The sequence below is a fragment of the Mesorhizobium sp. B2-1-3A genome (assembly GCF_006442655.1).
Classification (GTDB): Bacteria; Pseudomonadota; Alphaproteobacteria; order Rhizobiales; family Rhizobiaceae; genus Mesorhizobium.
Map to the genome: position 1 here is coordinate 896,979 of NZ_VFWK01000002.1, position 14,932 is coordinate 911,910.

Sequence of the window (14,932 nt, forward strand, 5' to 3'; positions counted from 1 at the left end):
TAAAGCCAGTGCCTATAATGCCGATTGTTTGGATCGCTTCAACCTCGCGACCTCATCTTGTTCAAGACTGTGCCTGACAGCCGCCATCGGGTCGTCCGAGAGCAGCTCGCCAAGCGCCGCGGTCACGGCCTCGCGGAACATGGCGTTCGCGGCCAGGCCAGGGTCGAAAATCGTGTCGATCGCGAGAATGGCGGAGGCCAGCGCCGGCGCATCGCGCCCGGTCATGTCCGCGATCTCGGCGACCTTGCCGGCATAGGGATCCGACACCGGCCAGCGTTTGCCGAAGCGGGCCGAGGCCTGGATGAGGTAAGCCATCCATCCGGCGACCGGCACCGACAGAAGGCCGATGCCCTGGCCCTGCCGCAAGCGGTCGCGGATCGGGTTGAGCAGGCGCTGCACGATCTTCTGCGAGCCGTCGGTGGCGATCTGGTGGTTGCGGTGGCGGATGGCCGTGTTCTTCAGCCGGCCAAGGCTTTGCTCGACGTAAGCCAGCGGCTCCATGCCGGGCACCGGCGTCAGCGTCGGCAGCGTTTCCTCGACAAGCATGCGGTGCACGAAGACCGACAGCAGCGGGTCGGCGATGGCGTCGAATGTGTGTTCAAGTCCGGCCAGCACGCCGAGGGTCGCAAGCGTCGTCTGGGCGCCGTTCAACACCCGCATCTTGAGATGCTCGAACGGCGTCACGTCTTCGACGAAGGTCGCGCCGGCCAGATCCCAGCGCGGCATGCGGCCGGCGAATTTCTTCTCGATCACCCATTGCCGGAACGGTTCGCCGACGGCAACGGCGGCATCTCGGTAGCCGAACCATTGTTCGACGCTGTCAAGATCGTCCTGCGTCACCGCCGGTGCGATGCGGTCGACCATGGCCGAAGGGAAGGCGGCATTGGCCGCGATCCAGTTGGCAAGGCCATCGCCGCGCCGTTCGGCAAACGTCCGCACGACAGTTTCGAGGATGACGCCGTTGGTCGGGATGTTGTCGCAGGAGAGCAGCGTCAGCGCCCGGCCATGCGTGGCCCGGCGCAATTCCAGCGCCCGCGTCAACAGGCCAGGCACGCTGCGCGGTGCTTGCGGGTTGGCGAGGTCGTGGACGATGTCAGGGTGGCCGAGGTCGAGCGCGCCGCTGGACGGGATGTGGCAATAGCCCTTTTCCGTAACCGTCATCGTCACCAGTTCGATGTCGGGCGAGGCCAGCACATCGAGCGCCGGCGTGGCGCTATCCTGGCTGTCGACCACTTCGACGATGCTGCCGATGACGCGTGCCTCGACATGGCTGTTCTCGCGGATCAGCCGCGTATAGAGCCCGCCCTGCCGGCCGATCGTGTCGGCAAGGCGAGGCGGGCGGATGTTGATGCCGACAATGCCCCAGCGGTCGAACTGGAGCGAGAGCAGATCATCCGTGTATTCGGCCTGGTGGCAACGGTGGAAGGCACCGACGCCGAGATGCGCCATGCCGGGGGCCAACGCCGCGCGGTCATAGGACGGTGTCTGGACAGCGGACGGAAGCCGGTCAAGCAAGGCCGGCCCAAGTGTTTCCGCCGATTTGGGAGTAGCGTTCACCGGTTCGCCCCGATCACCGACTGCTCCTGATCGATGACGGCGCCGGTCATCGGCCCGGCCGCGTCGGAAAGCAGGAAGACGGCAAGGCTGGCGATATCGCCTGGCTCGAGCAGCCTGCCGAAAGGCTGTGCGGCGTTGGCGACGTCGAGCCAGCCGGGGCCATGGCCGAGCGTTTCGGACTGCATGGTGCGTTCGGCCGGTGTGTCGGTCCAGCCGACATTGATGCCGTTGACGCGGATGCGGTCGAAACGATGGGCGTTGGCGGCGTTCTTGGTCAGCGTCGCCAGAGCGCCCTTGGTGGCGGAATAGACGGCAAGCTCGGGCGAGCCGCAATGGGCGTTGATGGACAGGATGTTGACGATGGCGCCGCGCTCGCCGCGCTTCTTCATGTCGGCGATGGCCGCCTGCATCAGGAAGAAGGGCGCGCGCGCGTTGACGGCGAACAGCGAGGCCCAATCGTCGAGGCTGGCATCGAGGAAGGAGGCGCGGTCGGTCAGCCCCGCCGCGTTGACCAGGCCGTCGATGCGGCCGAAGCGCTCGATGCAGGCCTGCGCCAAAAGGGCAGGAGTTGCCGGGTCTCCGAGGTCGGCTGCGACGAAGACAGTCGGCGTGCCCAGCCGCGAAAGCTCCGCCGCCACCGCATCGCCACGCGTCTTCTCGCGGCCGGTCACCAGCAGCCCGGCCGCGCCGGAGCGCGCCAGCGTCTCGGCGATGGCGCGGCCGATGCCTTGCGTCGACCCGGTGACCAATATCACCTTGCCGTCGAGCCTGATCTCCATTCCTCCTCCCGGAACAAAGTTTCTATTTTTTAAAATATGGAACGATAATTCCCGATAGTCAATTGTGCCAGCATCACCTCATGTGCCGCGCTTTGCCGCGACGCCTTGGACCAGTGCCATGCCGACCGCCAGCGACGCCGCCAGCGAGCGGAAGCCGGCGAAGTCGGATTCCACCACCTCCAGCCAGCTGTCCGACAGCCGGATCAGCGGGCTGAAGGTGCTGTCGGTGATGGTGACGATGCGGGCCTTGCGCTCATGCGCCACCGCCACGAGGTCGGGCGTGATCGAATTGTAAGGGCTGAAGGACACCGCCAGCACGGCATCGCGCGCGCCAATGCAGCCGACCTGGTCGAGCGCGGTGGAGCCGACATTGTCGACCAGCACGTTGCGCACGCCCTGCTGGGAGAGCGTCAGCGACAGATAGGTGGTGACCGGGAAGGCGCGCTTGGAGCCGATGACATAGATCAGGTCGGCGGCCGCCAGCACCTCCACCATCTTCTCGAAACTCCCGACGTCGAAGCCCGCCTCGATGCGGCCAAGCGAGGCCTGGGAGGCGCCGACCATGCCATGCAGGAAATGCAGCAGAGCATTGGGTTCGGCCTCGGTCCGCTGCTCGCCGCGCCCGTCCGGCCACGACCCCTTGATGTGCTCCTTGAACAAGCCCTGGAAATCGGAAAAACCGGAATAGCCGAAGATCTGCGCGAAGCGCACCAGGGTCGAGGGCTGCACGCCGGCCTGTGCCGCCACCTGGGCGATGGTGCCGAGCGCGACATCGCTCGGATGCTGCCACAGGAAGATCGCCACCTGGCGCAGGCGCTTGGGGAAATGCACGGTGCCCGACGACAGCACGGCGCGCAGTTCCTCATAGGTCTGCGGCTGGATATAGCCCAATGCCGCCAGCGAGCGACCGCGCTTGCGTGTCGCCGCCTCGTCGCTGAGAGACCGTCCCGATGATTTGCCCGCCCCACTCATGATGGTCAGGCTAGCGCGGCACAATCGTATTACAATAAGGAAATTGGAAATTATGTTCGAAAGTGGTAGGGGCTCACTGTCGTCATCCCAGGACGAAGCAGGAGCGAAGCTCCGTCGCGGAGCCCCTCGGATCCATGCCCATGACGGTTGTCGAAGAATGCGGCGGAAGGAAAAATCCTGACCGTTGCAACGCTTTGAAGTCGCGGCATGGATCCTGGGGTCTGCGCCGCGTCGCTGCGCTCCTTGCTCCGCCCCAGGATGACAAAGTGATCGGTGGAGGAGGAGAAAACATGGTCTACGCAACATCGGATGGGTCGGCGGGCAAGCGCCTGAGGGTCGGCATGGTCGGCGGCGGCCGCAATGCCTTTATCGGCGCGGTGCACCGGTTGGCGATGCGCCTCGACGACCAGATCGCGCTGGTGGCCGGCGCGCTATCGTCCGACCCGGAGAACGCCGCCGCTTCGGCCGCCGAGATCGGCATCGCGCCGGAACGCAGCTATGCCGATTACCATGCCATGGCCAAGGCCGAAGCCGCGCGGCCCGACGGTATCGAGGCGGTGGTCATCGTCACGCCCAACCATCTGCACGCGCCGATCGCCACCGCCTTCCTCGAGGCCGGCATCGACGTCATCTGCGACAAGCCGCTGTCGACGACAATCGGTGATGCCGAAGCGCTGGTGGCGCTGGCACGAGCAAGAAAACGCCGCTTCGTCGTCACGCTCAACAACACAGGCTACGCCATGGTGCGCCAGGCGCGCGAAATGGTGATGGCGGGCGAGCTCGGACGGATCGTATCGGTGCATGGCGCCTATATCCAGGACTGGCTGACCAAGCCGATCGACGCCGAGGGCCAGAAGCAGGCGGAGTGGCGCACCGATCCGGCAAGGGCAGGGCAGTCGGCTGTCCTGGCCGATATCGGCGTGCATGCCTTCAACCTGGCGAGCTTCATCTCCGGCCGCGAGGCCGAGGCGGTCTCGGCCGACCTGTTCACCGCCGTGCCAGGGCGCCGGCTCGACGACAACGCGCATGTGCTGGTGCGCTGGACGGACGGCGCGCGCGGCACGATCCTGGCCAGCCAGACCTCGCCTGGCCACTACAATGATCTCTCCGTGCGCATCTATGGCGACAAAGCCGGGCTCGAATGGTCGGGTGGGCGGCCGGAGGAACTGCGCTTTTCGCCCTATGGCGAGGAAACCCGCACGCTGGTGCGCGGCGGCCACGGATCGACGGCGGAGGCGCGGCGCGTGTCACGCATGCCGGCGGCGCACCCGGAAGGCTATATCGAGGCCTTCGCCAATTTCTATCGTGACGCCGCGGATATCATCCGCGCCCATCGCTCTGGCGGGGTGGTCGATCCGGCGCGCGCGGCGCAGGTGCCGGATGTGGTCGATGGCGCGCGGGGCGTGAAGTTCGTTGCGGCGGCGGTGGAGTCGAACGCGGCGGGCGGGGCTTGGACGGCGGCAAGGCTTGGGTGAGGCGGGACGGTGAACTGCCGTGGTTTAGCCGCAGAGGCAATTCGTCTACGGCGCTCCCCCACTGGCGCTGCCCTTCAGCGAAGGCGGATACCTGATTCCCGCCTTGATCTACAAAAGCCGCAGCCGCTGGTCGATCAGCTGGAACAACCGCTCGTCATCGACTTCGGTGATGACATGTACCGGCCGGCCGTTGCCGTTTTCGACCGCCCGCGTGCGGCCGTAGGCGCCGGCCTGGTCGCATTCGACTTCGATCACCGCGTCGACGCCCCTGAACAGGGTCGGGTCGATCAGGAATGCCGTCACGCAGGGGTCGTGCAGGCTGGCGTCGCCGCTGCCATAGTGGCGCATAATGGCGATGGCGGTCTGCATGATCGGGCTGGCGTCGCGCTCGAGCTGGTCGAAGCGCGCCTTGGTCAGCGTCGCGTGGCGGGTCGCGTCGAGGCCGAACATGGTCATGGGAATGCCGGATGACAGCACGACCTGCGCGGCATGCGGGTCGATCCAGATGTTGAACTCGGCGTCGGTCGCGGTGTTGCCGGGGGTGAAGGCAGCGCCGCCCATGAAGACGATGGCCTTGATCTTCTCGGCGATGGACGGTTCCTTGATCAGCGCCAGCGCGATGTTGGTCATCGGGCCGATCGGGCAGAGCGTGATCTCACCCGGTTCGCGCAGGATGGTGTCGATGATGAAATCCACCGCATGCTGGCTCTCAGCCTCATGCGTGGCGTCTGATATGCCAAGGTCGCCAAGGCCGTCGGTGCCGTGCACCGAGGCGCCACGCTGCACGCGCGGCAGGATGATCGGCCTGCTGCAGCCGGCATGGACCGGAATGTCCTGGCGGCCGGCCATGGCGGTGATGCGCAGCGCGTTGCGGGTCGTCAGCGGCAGCGAGACGTTGCCGATGACCGTCGTGATGCCGACGATCTCGATCTCGTCGGGCGAGGCAAACGCCAGAAGCAGCGCGATGGCGTCGTCGACGCCGGGGTCGCAATCGATGATGATCCTGCTCTTGGCCATGCGTGATAAGTCCATTCTCTTTGCACTGGAAAAAAGGGGCCACCCCGGCGGAGTGGCCCTTGTCTTGAGGGGGGCAGCCCGCCGCTACTTCAGCAGTTCGTTGGTGTAGTATTTCGAGGCCGGCAGGACTTCCTTGATCTGGTCGGTGTCCTTCAGCGCCTGGGCGATCGGCAGCCAGTTCTTGTCTTCCTGCATCATGTAGCCGGTGTCGCCCTTCATCAGGGCCGCGGTCAGCTTCCAGCCGGAGAGGTTGTAGGCAAGGCTGCCGCCCTCCGGATAAGCCTTGGTGAACATTTCAGCGGCCTCCTCGGGGTGCTCGGCGGCCCATTCGGTGGCCTTGATGGTGGCGCGCATCCATTTCTTTGCGATGTCGCCATGTTCGGCGAGATAGGCGGTCGACGCCGTGTAGGTCCAGACCGGCACGTCGGGCGCGCCGGCGGCCGTGCCGACGAGGCTGGTCGGGTCTTTCTTCAAGGTCTCCTGCACCTGCGGCACCAGATAGTTTTCGGTGTTGGTGGCGATGTCGATCTTGCCGGCGAGCAAGAGGTTGGTGTCGGAATCCTGCGCGATAATCAGCTTGACGTCATCCTCGGTCAGCTTGGCGGCCTTGAGCACGAAGGGCATCATCGCCTTGGTCCAGGAGTCGGTGTAGATGGCGATCGACTTGCCTTTCAGATTGTCGAGCGAGAGCGGCTCGCCGGGGCGGCCGAACAGGCCCCAATTGTTGCTCTTGGTGTAGAGGCCGATCGAGGTGATGGGGATGCCCTGGGCAGCGCCGAAGACGACGTCGGTGGTGGCCTCGAAGCCGATCTCGGCCTGGCCGACGGCAAGCAGCCGCGCGGTGGTCTGCGAGTCCGGTGGGAAGATCACATCGACCTTGATGCCCTCGGCTTCATAAAAGCCCTTCTGCTGGGCGACCAGCGTCGGGATCAGCTCGAAATCGGCGCTCGCCCAGTCATAGACAAAGCGGACGGTGGTGAGATCGGCGGCGCTGGCCGGAGCAGCGGCGAAGGCGGTTCCGAGGGCGATGAGGCCGACGGTTGCCGAGATCATCCTGGTGTAAGCACTGTGCATTGCATTCCCCTTTGGTTGTTGTCGACTATTCAAAACTGATGGCAATTCACGCGGCGGTGCTGGCCCCCGCCGGCTTCCACTGCGCCCAGGCGGGTGCGGTGGAGCGCGAGCGCCAGGGCGTCATCAGCACTTCGAGCCCGAAGACGAGCAGGAACGAGCCGACACCGATGACGGTGAGAAGCAGCATGGCGGCGTAGACGCCGGCGGTGTTCATCTGCGCGTTGGCGGTGAGCAGATAGGTGCCGAGCCCTTGCTTGGACGACGCCGTCCATTCGCCGATAACCGCGCCGGTCACCGCATAGGTCGCGCCGATCTTGAGACCGGAAAACAGCGGGCCGATGCAGGCCGGCAGTTTGACGATGGCGAAGGTGCGCAAGGACCCGCCACCCATCAGGCGGGCGAGGTTGAGCATGTCGCGGTCGACCGAGGCGAGACCGTCGAGCACATTGACGACGACCGGGAAGAACACGATCCACGCGACGATGATCAGCTTGGGCATCAGGCCGAAGCCGAAGATGATGACCAGGGGGGCCGCGATGGCGACGATGGGCACCGCCTGCGAAATGATCAGGGCCGGCATGACCAGACGCTGCACGACACGGATCTGCCCCATGGCGAGCGCAAGCACGAAGCCGATCAGAGCGCCGATGACGTAGCCGATGGCGGTTTCGTAGAGCGTCTGGCCGGTCAGCACCGACAGCCGCGGCCAGTTGTCGAACAGGGTGGAGAAGGCGAGCGCCGGCGGCGGGATGACATAGGTGGGAAGCCCGGAGATCCAGACCAGCAACTGCCAGCCGACCAGGATCAACACCATGGCCACGACCCAGATCAAGAACGGTCCCGCCGCTGCGCCAAATCTTGTGTTCATTGGAGTACTCCGATCCCCTGAGGTCCGTGCGCGATCGGTCCATGCCCGATCGGTCAGTGCCCTGATGGTCAGTGGTAGAGGTGCTGCATGATCTGCCGCTTCAGGCCGACGAAAATGTCGGTCGTCAGCACTTCCAACGGCCGGGGTCTCGGCAGGTCGACGGTGAGGATTTCGGCGATGCGGCCGGGGCGGGGCGTCATCACCACGATGCGGTCGGCGAGATAGATCGCCTCGTCGACATCATGGGTGACGAACAGGATGGTGCGCTTGAGGTCGCGCCAGAGCTGCAGCAGCCATTGCTGCATGCCGAGCCGCGTCTGCGCGTCGAGCGCACCGAAGGGCTCGTCGAGCAGCATCACCTGGCGGCCGGCGGCGATGGTGCGCATCATGGCGACACGCTGGCGCATGCCGCCGGACAGCGCGTGCGGATAATGGTTGAGGAAATCGCCGAGACCGTAGCGGCTGGCAAGCTCGGCCGCCTCGATCCGGTCCCGCGCGGTGGCGCCGCGCGTCAGCGACGCGGCCAGCGTGATGTTGCCCAGCACGGTGCGCCAGGGCAGCATCAGATCCTTCTGCAGCATATAGCCGACCTGGCCCGGCCGGTTGGAGACATCGTGGCCGTCGAGCACGATCTTTCCCGACGTCGCCTTGAGCAGGCCCGAGACGACGTTGAACAGCGTGCTCTTGCCGCAGCCCGAGGCGCCGAGAATGCAGACGAACTCGCCGTCGGCGATATCGAGGCTGACATCGTTCAGCGCCACGACCGACCCGAAGCGGACGTTGAGGTTCTCGATCGACAGCTTGGTCGGAGCGGATTCTCGGGATCCGGCGGCGCTTTGTGCCTGTAACGTCTCCGGCATTCAGCAATCCTCGCGAAGCAGGCTGGCTCGGAAACGCATGGATCCTCCCATCCGGCGTCACGCAGGCCTGCACCGGGCAGGCGTGCTTATCGCCAGAAAACAACGTTGAACTAACGTAGGTAAACGTTTACCTAGATGGTTTCCGGCTTGTTGTCAAATCGACGACCGGGGCTGTGGATGACGCGACCTGTTTGTCGGGATCGCGATCCGTGCTAGGGCAATTCCGGGAAAAGTGCGCAGCGGTTTTCCGTTCGGAATTGCGTCAAAACAAAGAGATAGAGCGTTCGCCGAAAGGGCGAAACGCTCTAGTCGCGTGGCGATGGCGGCGAACGACAGGCCATTGTTCGCCGGGTTGCGAGGGAATGTGGCAACAACGATCAAGGATATCGCCCGGCTGGCAGGCGTGACGGCGGCAACGGTCTCAAAGGTTCTCAACCGGAAAGACCAGTCGATCGGCGAGCAGACCCGCGAAAAGATCTGGTCGCTGGTCAAGGAGCTCAACTACACGCCGAACTCGATTGCGCGCTCGCTGATCACCCGCAGTTCGCGCGTCATCGGCGTCATCGTGCCCGACATTCTCAACGCCTATTTCACCGAGTTGGTGCGGGCCTGCGACCAGGCCGCGCGCGAGCGCGGCTATTCGACGATCCTGTGCAATTCGGACTCCGATCCTGAAAAGGAGGCGGCGCATCTGACCTTCCTCGCCAGTCACGGCGTCGATGGCATCGTGCTGGCCGCCAGCGATCTCATTCCGGAGGCCGACTTGCTGGAGCGACTCCGGATTCCCGTCGTTTCGATGGACCGGGAAATTCCTGATCTCGATTGCCTGGCCGCGCGCATCGATACGGATTACGAGCAGGGGGCCTTCCTGTCGGCGCGCCATCTGATCGAGACAGGACATACACGCATCGCCTTTGTCAGCGGCAATCCCTTGGCCTCGAACACCAAGATCAGACGGGCGGGATTCGAGCGGGCGCATCGCGAGGCCGGGCTACCGGTCGATCCCGACCTGATCGAATGCGGCGCGTTCAACCATAGGTTCGGATTGGTGGCCACCCGCACGCTGCTCGACCGCACCAGCTTCTCGGCCATGTGCTGCATGAGCGACATGCTGGCGATGGGCGCGACCGTGGCGCTGCGCGAACGGGGCCTCGCCGTTCCCGACGATTGCGCGGTGATGGGCTTCGACAACATCTACATCGCGCCGCTGCTGGTGCGGCCGCTGTCCACCGTCGAACGGCGCATTTCCGAGGCCGGCACCTTGGCGATCGGCGCGCTGCTCGATTTTCTCGACGACCCGACGCATCCGCGCCGGATGGTGCTGATGGAACCGACGGTGATTTTGCGCGAGACGACGTGACGGCACAGGGACAGGGTTGGCGGGCTATCCTGCCCCCAGTTGCTTCGCCAGATCAGCCAGCATCGGGCGCTGCCCGACAAGGATTTTCACCTCGGCCTCGGGCAGGCTGAACCAGCCGGCTCTGTCGACCTCGGGGAATTCCTTCATCGACCCGGATCGCGGCGGCCATTCCATGGTGAAGGTATTGCTGCTGATCGCGGCGACATCGATCTCGGTTGTGGTCTCGACGGACCAGGCGATGACGATCTTGCCGCCCGGCTGCCTGTATTCGCCGAGGCGCGCGAAAGGGTCGCCGACCTTGATGCCGAGTTCTTCGGCGGTCTCGCGTTGTGCCGCGGCGAGTTCGTCCTCGTCCTCGCCGACGAGCCCCTTCGGGATCGACCAGGCGCCATCGTCCTTCTTCGCCCAGAACGGGCCGCCGGGATGAACCAGAAGCACCCTGACATCGCCACCGCTTCGGCGATAAATCAGCAGGCCTGCACTGCGTTTTGCCATTTTTGTATGTCCGTTTGCGGCGCCGGTGCGAAGTCGGCGGTCACCTGATTGCGCGTGGATCATGGGCGCCGATCTTGCGCCGGGACATTGCGACGTTATGTCAGGTGCATCCGCATTGCACCCCATTGCGGGGGCCTGCAATCTGACAGCATCGTTTGGGTTGCGTCGAAGTCAGGTGGGACGTCCGAAATGCAACTGGGTCTGATCGGCTACTACAGCGATTTCGTGGTCTATCCGCTGGTGATCGCCGTACTGGGGATCGCCGGGCTGATCGAGGCAGGCGAAGAGAGCGCCCCGGACTGGCTCGGCACAATGCTTATCTGCCTGGGCCTGTGGACGCTGATCGAATACGTCCTGCACCGCTTCGTCCTTCATCACGTTCCCTACATCAGGGATCTGCATGATCGTCATCATGTCGAGGAGCGCAGTTCGGTGGGCACGCCGACCTGGCTCAGTCTCGGCGTGCATGCGTTGATCGTACTGCCCGTTTGGATGCTCTCGGATTTCGCGACCGCCAGCGCGGTCGGTTGCGGGCTGATGCTGGGCTATCTCTGGTACATCAGCGTTCATCACATGATCCATCACTGGCACCCCTCGCATCCCAGCTACCTCTACACGCTCAAGCGCCGCCATGCTGTGCACCACCATATCGACGACACCGCCAATTTCGGTGTGACGTCGATTTTCTGGGACAGGGTTTTCGGCACGGCCCGGCTTTGAGACAAGTGGCGCCAAGCTCCTTGACAAGCCATGCTTGCCGGGTGTTGTTTTGCCGCCAACCGCTTGGACGTTGGGGATTGCCGTGAAGAAAACCTATCAGAAGCCGGTGCTGGTGAAGCGCGAATTGCTGTCCGTCGTGACCGCGGCGCCTGTTACTTCCGGGCGTTGACCCGGAAGCCTGAGGGCGAGGGCTCTGGCGCTTACAGCTCCTTTTCCGCCAGTTCCCTGAATTCGTCGGGCACGGAGCGTGCCGCTTCGAGCGCCACCGTGCCGTAGCCTACGGCCTGTTTGCCGAAGCGTTCGCGGATCTTGTCGATGGCGCGGTCGGCGCCGAATCGGGCCAGGCCTTTTTGACTGCCGGGGCGGCGCTTCTCGTCGGCGAGGCCAAGCGGCAGGTCGAGCTGCAGTTCGGCACTTTCCTCGAGATGCGAGACCGAAATCGCCAGCAGCGAGATCGTTTTCTCCTGGCGATGGTCGGCGAGGACGCCGCGCACCAGGTCGCCGGCGATCTCGGCCAGCATGGTGGTCGCGGAGATGGGCTGATCCAGCGTGATCGAGCGCGTGACGGCGCTGAGATCGGCAAAGCGCACGCGCACCGTCACCGTGCGGCCGGGCCGCGCCTTGGCGCGTAGGCGGCTGGCGACCCGGTCGGCCAGGTGCAGAAGCGTGGGCACGATCACCCGCGCCACGGCCGGCTTCAGGCCAAGCGCCGATTGCGCGCCTGCCGAGTGCGCCCGGCGCTTGGTTTCCAGTTTCCTCGGGTCGCGGTTCCACGACAGGGCGGCAAGCTTTTCGCCGGCGGCGGGGCCGAGCAGTCGCGTCAGCGCGCCGCTATGCGTTCGGGCAAGCTCGCCGATGGTCTCGACGCCGATCTCGGCCAACCGCGCCTTTGTCGCGGGGCCGACGCCCCACATCAGCGAGACCGGCAAATCGTGCAGGAAGGCGAGTTCGGTACCGGGATCGACCACCACCAGCCCGTCGGGCTTGGCGACCTGCGAGGCGATCTTGGCCAGATGCTTTGTGCGGGCCACGCCGATCGAGATCGGCAGGCCAAGTTCCGTGCGCACGCGGCGCCGGATCGCCGTGGCGATCTCCGCCGGTTGCCCGAACAGATGCGTGCAGCCGGCGACATCGGCGAAGGCCTCGTCGATGGAAATGCGCTCGACCACCGGCGTGAAATCGTCGAGGACCTTGATCGCCGCGTCGCCCAGCCGCTGGTAGTGGCTGAAATTGCCGCCGACGAAGATCAGCTGCGGACAAAGCTCGCGCGCCTTGCGCCCCGGCATGCCGCCGCGCACGCCGAAGGCGCGCGCTTCATAGGAGGCGGCGAGCACCACGCCGCCGCCCACCGCGATCGGCTTGCCGCGCAGCGACGGATCGAGCAACTGCTCGACCGAGGCGTAGAACGCGTCGAGATCGGCATGCAGGATGGTGGCTGTGGTTTCCATCCCGCTGCATATCCGAGGTTGCTGATAGACAAGAACGAATAGAGAACAAAAGGAGACAATTGTCAAGCGGGACTGTGGAAAGCTCCACTTTCTCCTACAGGGGAGAAGGGAACGCTGCGCCGCCACCTACCCAATCTGCTCTGCCCGCAGTGTTGCCTTGATCCGTTCCAGCGCAGGCTCGCCGCCGGCCGCCAGTTCGTCGGCAATCCGGGCCAGGTGATCGTCGGCCTTGCGGTGCTTGCTGCCCCACGCGCCGAGCGTGGCCAGCACCGGCAAAAGGTCGATGCCGGCCTCGGTCAGCCGGTAGATCGCCTTCAGCCCATGGCTCGGGTCGTCGCTGCGAGTGAGGATGCCTTCGTCCTGTAGCGTCTGCAGCCGCTCCGCCAGCGTGCGTGAGGAGATGCCTTCATCGGACTGCAGGAACTCGCGAAAATGCTTTTTCCCGGCGAAGACCAGGTCGCGGATGATGAGCAGCGTCCAGCGGTCGCCCAGCAGTTCCAGCGACAGGCTGATCGGACAGCCGGATCTTTCACGCGTCGACATTTCTATGCTTCCATTTTTAAATCAATTTACTATTGACATCATTTTTGGCCTGCGTCAATGGTTCCAAAAGTAAAGCAATTGCCTCTTGATGTGGAGACGACGATGAAGAAGCTCATCCTTCAGATGCAGATGTCGGTCGACGGTTTCGTCGGCGCCTATGAGGATCATGGCTGGCAGCTCTGGGAGTGGGGCGACGACAGTGCTTGGGACGAGGAGCTGAAGCGGGACTTCAACACCGTCTTCGCCGGCATCGACACAATCCTGCTCAGCCGCAAGATGGCCGAGGAGGGGTATCTGACCCATTGGGGCAATGCGGCGAAGAGGTTTCCGGCCGATCCGTTCTACGCCTTCGCCCAGCGTATCGTGGAGGCCCGAAAGGTGGTGCCGAGCGGCAGGCTGAAAAGCTCGCGCTGGGAGCGCACGACGGTGGTCAGCGGCGACCTGCCGCGCGAAATCGAGGCGCTGAAGGCAGGCGAGGGCGGCGACATGGCCGCCTTCGGTGGTGCCGGCTTTGCATCGGCGCTGATCGCGGCCCGGCTGGTCGACGAGTTCCAGCTGTTCATCAACCCGGCGGTGCTGGGCGCGGGACGCCGCATCTTCGAGCAGGGCGGTTTCCAGGACCTGCTTCTGCTCGGCTCGAAGGCCTATGCCTGCGGCATGGTGGTCAATCGCTACGCTCCGGCGCGGTGAGGAGAGAAAAATCCGGGTCCGACGTATCCTTTCCACCCGCCCGTCCGTCCTTGGCTTTGGAAGGTCGCGCAGCCCGCGATCCGCAACCCTGGGAGATTATCATGGCGAGCACTGAGAGTGAGGCGAACAGGAACCACTATGCGGCGATCGTCGCCAATGCCGGCACGTTCAACAGCCCAAAGGCGATGATCGATTTCAACGACACCAGCTGGACGGCGCTGACCCGCGAACCCGGCGGCGTCGACTATATCGAGGTCGATGCCGGCGGCGTGCCGGCGCTGTGGATCGTGCCGAAGGGCGGCGACGAGCGGCGGGCGCTGTTTTATGCGCATGGCGGCGGCTTCCTCGGCGGTTCGATCTACACGCACCGCAAGATGGTTGGCCATCTCGCCAAAGCCGTCGGCTGCCGGGCCTTGCTCTATGACTATCCGCTGGCGCACCAGGCCAAGCATCCGGCCCAGACCGAGGCGGCGATGGCCGCCTGGAACTGGCTCGTCGACCAGGGCTTCGACACCCGGCGGGTCGCGCTTGCCGGCGATTCCTGCGGCGCGGTGCTGACCTATGGCCTCCTGCAGCGGCTGCGTTCGCAAGGCCGGCCGTTGCCAGCCGCCACGCTGATCATCTCCGGCTGGTTCGACATGGCGCTGACCGGCGCCAGCTACGCGACCAACCGCGAGAAGGATCCGGCCTTCGCCAGGGAGTCCGTCGACTGGCTGGTGACCAATTTCATCGGCGACGGCGACCGGCTCGATCCCGAGGTCAGCGCGCTCTACGCCGATCTCAGCGGCTTTCCGCCCGTCTTCCTTCAGGCCGGTGCCGACGAGGCACTGGTCGACGAAAGCCGCATGTTCGCCGAGCGCGCGCGGCAGGCTGGCATCGAGACGCGCCTCGATGTCTTCGACGGCATGCTGCACTCCTTCCAGATGATGGCCGGCCGGGCGCCGGAGGCCGATGACGCGATCGGCCGCTTCGCCGCCTGGCTGCGGCCGAGGCTCGGCCTGCCGGATGCCGTCAGCGAGAAGATCGCCAGCGGCAAGGCGGCATAAGCATGGGCGGGCCGATCGGGTCGCACTT

The 14,932-nt window shown here is 64.9% G+C and carries 15 protein-coding genes; 5 read left to right on the plus strand and 10 right to left on the minus strand.

Annotated elements, in window-relative coordinates:
- Window positions 1–12: 12 nt before the first annotated feature.
- From FJ977_RS10895 to FJ977_RS10905, 3 genes are all read right to left on the minus strand, one after another.
- Entirely contained in the window at window positions 13–1,557 is a 1,545-nt protein-coding gene (locus FJ977_RS10895) for a mannitol dehydrogenase family protein (RefSeq protein ID WP_140771185.1), read from the minus strand.
- Window positions 1,554–2,336 (minus strand): SDR family oxidoreductase, encoded by a 783-nt coding sequence (locus tag FJ977_RS10900; RefSeq protein ID WP_140771187.1) that lies wholly within the window; start codon window positions 2,334–2,336, stop codon window positions 1,554–1,556. Before FJ977_RS10900 ends, FJ977_RS10895 begins: the two co-directional genes overlap by 4 nt.
- A 78-nt stretch (window positions 2,337–2,414) precedes the next feature.
- Entirely contained in the window at window positions 2,415–3,308 is an 894-nt protein-coding gene (locus FJ977_RS10905) for a MurR/RpiR family transcriptional regulator (protein ID WP_140771188.1), read from the minus strand.
- A 290-nt stretch (window positions 3,309–3,598) separates the two neighbouring features.
- Here FJ977_RS10905 and FJ977_RS10915 point away from each other — a divergent pair, with 290 nt between their 5' ends.
- On the plus strand, window positions 3,599–4,783 hold the full coding sequence (locus tag FJ977_RS10915) for a Gfo/Idh/MocA family oxidoreductase (RefSeq protein ID WP_140771192.1): 1,185 nt from the start codon (window positions 3,599–3,601) through the stop codon (window positions 4,781–4,783).
- A 108-nt stretch (window positions 4,784–4,891) separates the two neighbouring features.
- Here the strand turns inward: FJ977_RS10915 and FJ977_RS10920 are convergent, their stop codons facing one another.
- The 4 genes from FJ977_RS10920 to FJ977_RS10935 form a co-directional block, all read right to left on the minus strand.
- Window positions 4,892–5,800, minus strand: a complete 909-nt coding sequence (locus tag FJ977_RS10920; RefSeq protein ID WP_140771194.1) for a nucleoside hydrolase — start codon at window positions 5,798–5,800, stop codon at window positions 4,892–4,894.
- A gap of 84 nt (window positions 5,801–5,884) precedes the next feature.
- Window positions 5,885–6,874 (minus strand): ABC transporter substrate-binding protein, encoded by a 990-nt coding sequence (locus tag FJ977_RS10925; protein WP_140771196.1) that lies wholly within the window; start codon window positions 6,872–6,874, stop codon window positions 5,885–5,887.
- 46 nt (window positions 6,875–6,920) lie between these two features.
- Window positions 6,921–7,742, minus strand: coding sequence for an ABC transporter permease (locus tag FJ977_RS10930; protein WP_140771198.1), 822 nt, complete (start codon window positions 7,740–7,742; stop codon window positions 6,921–6,923).
- 68 nt (window positions 7,743–7,810) lie between these two features.
- Window positions 7,811–8,602 (minus strand): ABC transporter ATP-binding protein, encoded by a 792-nt coding sequence (locus tag FJ977_RS10935; RefSeq protein ID WP_140771200.1) that lies wholly within the window; start codon window positions 8,600–8,602, stop codon window positions 7,811–7,813.
- A 364-nt stretch (window positions 8,603–8,966) separates the two neighbouring features.
- Here FJ977_RS10935 and FJ977_RS10945 point away from each other — a divergent pair, with 364 nt between their 5' ends.
- Window positions 8,967–9,962: a LacI family DNA-binding transcriptional regulator gene (locus tag FJ977_RS10945; RefSeq protein ID WP_181179747.1), complete on the plus strand. Its 996-nt coding sequence runs from the start codon at window positions 8,967–8,969 to the stop codon at window positions 9,960–9,962.
- Between the two features lie 24 nt (window positions 9,963–9,986).
- On the opposite strand, the gene FJ977_RS10950 is transcribed toward FJ977_RS10945, so the two are convergent.
- On the minus strand, window positions 9,987–10,457 hold the full coding sequence (locus FJ977_RS10950) for an NUDIX domain-containing protein (RefSeq protein WP_140771204.1): 471 nt from the start codon (window positions 10,455–10,457) through the stop codon (window positions 9,987–9,989).
- A 189-nt stretch (window positions 10,458–10,646) separates the two neighbouring features.
- On the opposite strand from FJ977_RS10950, the gene FJ977_RS10955 reads away from it, so the two are divergent.
- Window positions 10,647–11,177: a sterol desaturase family protein gene (locus FJ977_RS10955; RefSeq protein ID WP_140771206.1), complete on the plus strand. Its 531-nt coding sequence runs from the start codon at window positions 10,647–10,649 to the stop codon at window positions 11,175–11,177.
- Between the two features lie 200 nt (window positions 11,178–11,377).
- Here the strand turns inward: FJ977_RS10955 and dinB are convergent, their stop codons facing one another.
- Window positions 11,378–12,625, minus strand: a complete 1,248-nt coding sequence (gene dinB / locus FJ977_RS10965; RefSeq protein WP_140771208.1) for a DNA polymerase IV — start codon at window positions 12,623–12,625, stop codon at window positions 11,378–11,380.
- A gap of 126 nt (window positions 12,626–12,751) precedes the next feature.
- Window positions 12,752–13,168, minus strand: coding sequence for a helix-turn-helix domain-containing protein (locus FJ977_RS10970; RefSeq protein WP_140771210.1), 417 nt, complete (start codon window positions 13,166–13,168; stop codon window positions 12,752–12,754).
- A 102-nt stretch (window positions 13,169–13,270) separates the two neighbouring features.
- On the opposite strand from FJ977_RS10970, the gene FJ977_RS10975 reads away from it, so the two are divergent.
- Complete coding sequence (locus tag FJ977_RS10975) at window positions 13,271–13,858, plus strand: dihydrofolate reductase family protein (RefSeq protein ID WP_140771211.1); 588 nt, start codon at window positions 13,271–13,273, stop codon at window positions 13,856–13,858.
- A 101-nt stretch (window positions 13,859–13,959) separates the two neighbouring features.
- Window positions 13,960–14,904 carry an alpha/beta hydrolase gene (locus FJ977_RS10980; protein WP_140771213.1) on the plus strand — a complete coding sequence of 315 codons (945 nt, stop codon included), beginning with the start codon at window positions 13,960–13,962 and terminating at the stop codon, window positions 14,902–14,904.
- Window positions 14,905–14,932: the final 28 nt, after the last annotated feature.

Excerpts from the sequence above, each read along its gene's own strand:
- FJ977_RS10900 (WP_140771187.1), bottom strand. The coding sequence starts at position 2,336 with ATGGAGATCAGGCTCGACGGCAAGGTGATATTGGTCACCGGGTCGACG.
- FJ977_RS10905 (WP_140771188.1), bottom strand. The coding sequence starts at position 3,308 with ATGAGTGGGGCGGGCAAATCATCGGGACGGTCTCTCAGCGACGAGGCG.
- FJ977_RS10915 (WP_140771192.1), top strand. The coding sequence starts at position 3,599 with ATGGTCTACGCAACATCGGATGGGTCGGCGGGCAAGCGCCTGAGGGTC.
- FJ977_RS10920 (WP_140771194.1), bottom strand. The coding sequence starts at position 5,800 with ATGGCCAAGAGCAGGATCATCATCGATTGCGACCCCGGCGTCGACGAC.
- FJ977_RS10925 (WP_140771196.1), bottom strand. The coding sequence starts at position 6,874 with ATGCACAGTGCTTACACCAGGATGATCTCGGCAACCGTCGGCCTCATC.
- FJ977_RS10930 (WP_140771198.1), bottom strand. The coding sequence starts at position 7,742 with ATGAACACAAGATTTGGCGCAGCGGCGGGACCGTTCTTGATCTGGGTC.
- FJ977_RS10935 (WP_140771200.1), bottom strand. The coding sequence starts at position 8,602 with ATGCCGGAGACGTTACAGGCACAAAGCGCCGCCGGATCCCGAGAATCC.
- FJ977_RS10950 (WP_140771204.1), bottom strand. The coding sequence starts at position 10,457 with ATGGCAAAACGCAGTGCAGGCCTGCTGATTTATCGCCGAAGCGGTGGC.
- FJ977_RS10955 (WP_140771206.1), top strand. The coding sequence starts at position 10,647 with ATGCAACTGGGTCTGATCGGCTACTACAGCGATTTCGTGGTCTATCCG.
- dinB (WP_140771208.1), bottom strand. The coding sequence starts at position 12,625 with ATGGAAACCACAGCCACCATCCTGCATGCCGATCTCGACGCGTTCTAC.
- FJ977_RS10970 (WP_140771210.1), bottom strand. The coding sequence starts at position 13,168 with ATGTCGACGCGTGAAAGATCCGGCTGTCCGATCAGCCTGTCGCTGGAA.
- FJ977_RS10975 (WP_140771211.1), top strand. The coding sequence starts at position 13,271 with ATGAAGAAGCTCATCCTTCAGATGCAGATGTCGGTCGACGGTTTCGTC.
- FJ977_RS10980 (WP_140771213.1), top strand. The coding sequence starts at position 13,960 with ATGGCGAGCACTGAGAGTGAGGCGAACAGGAACCACTATGCGGCGATC.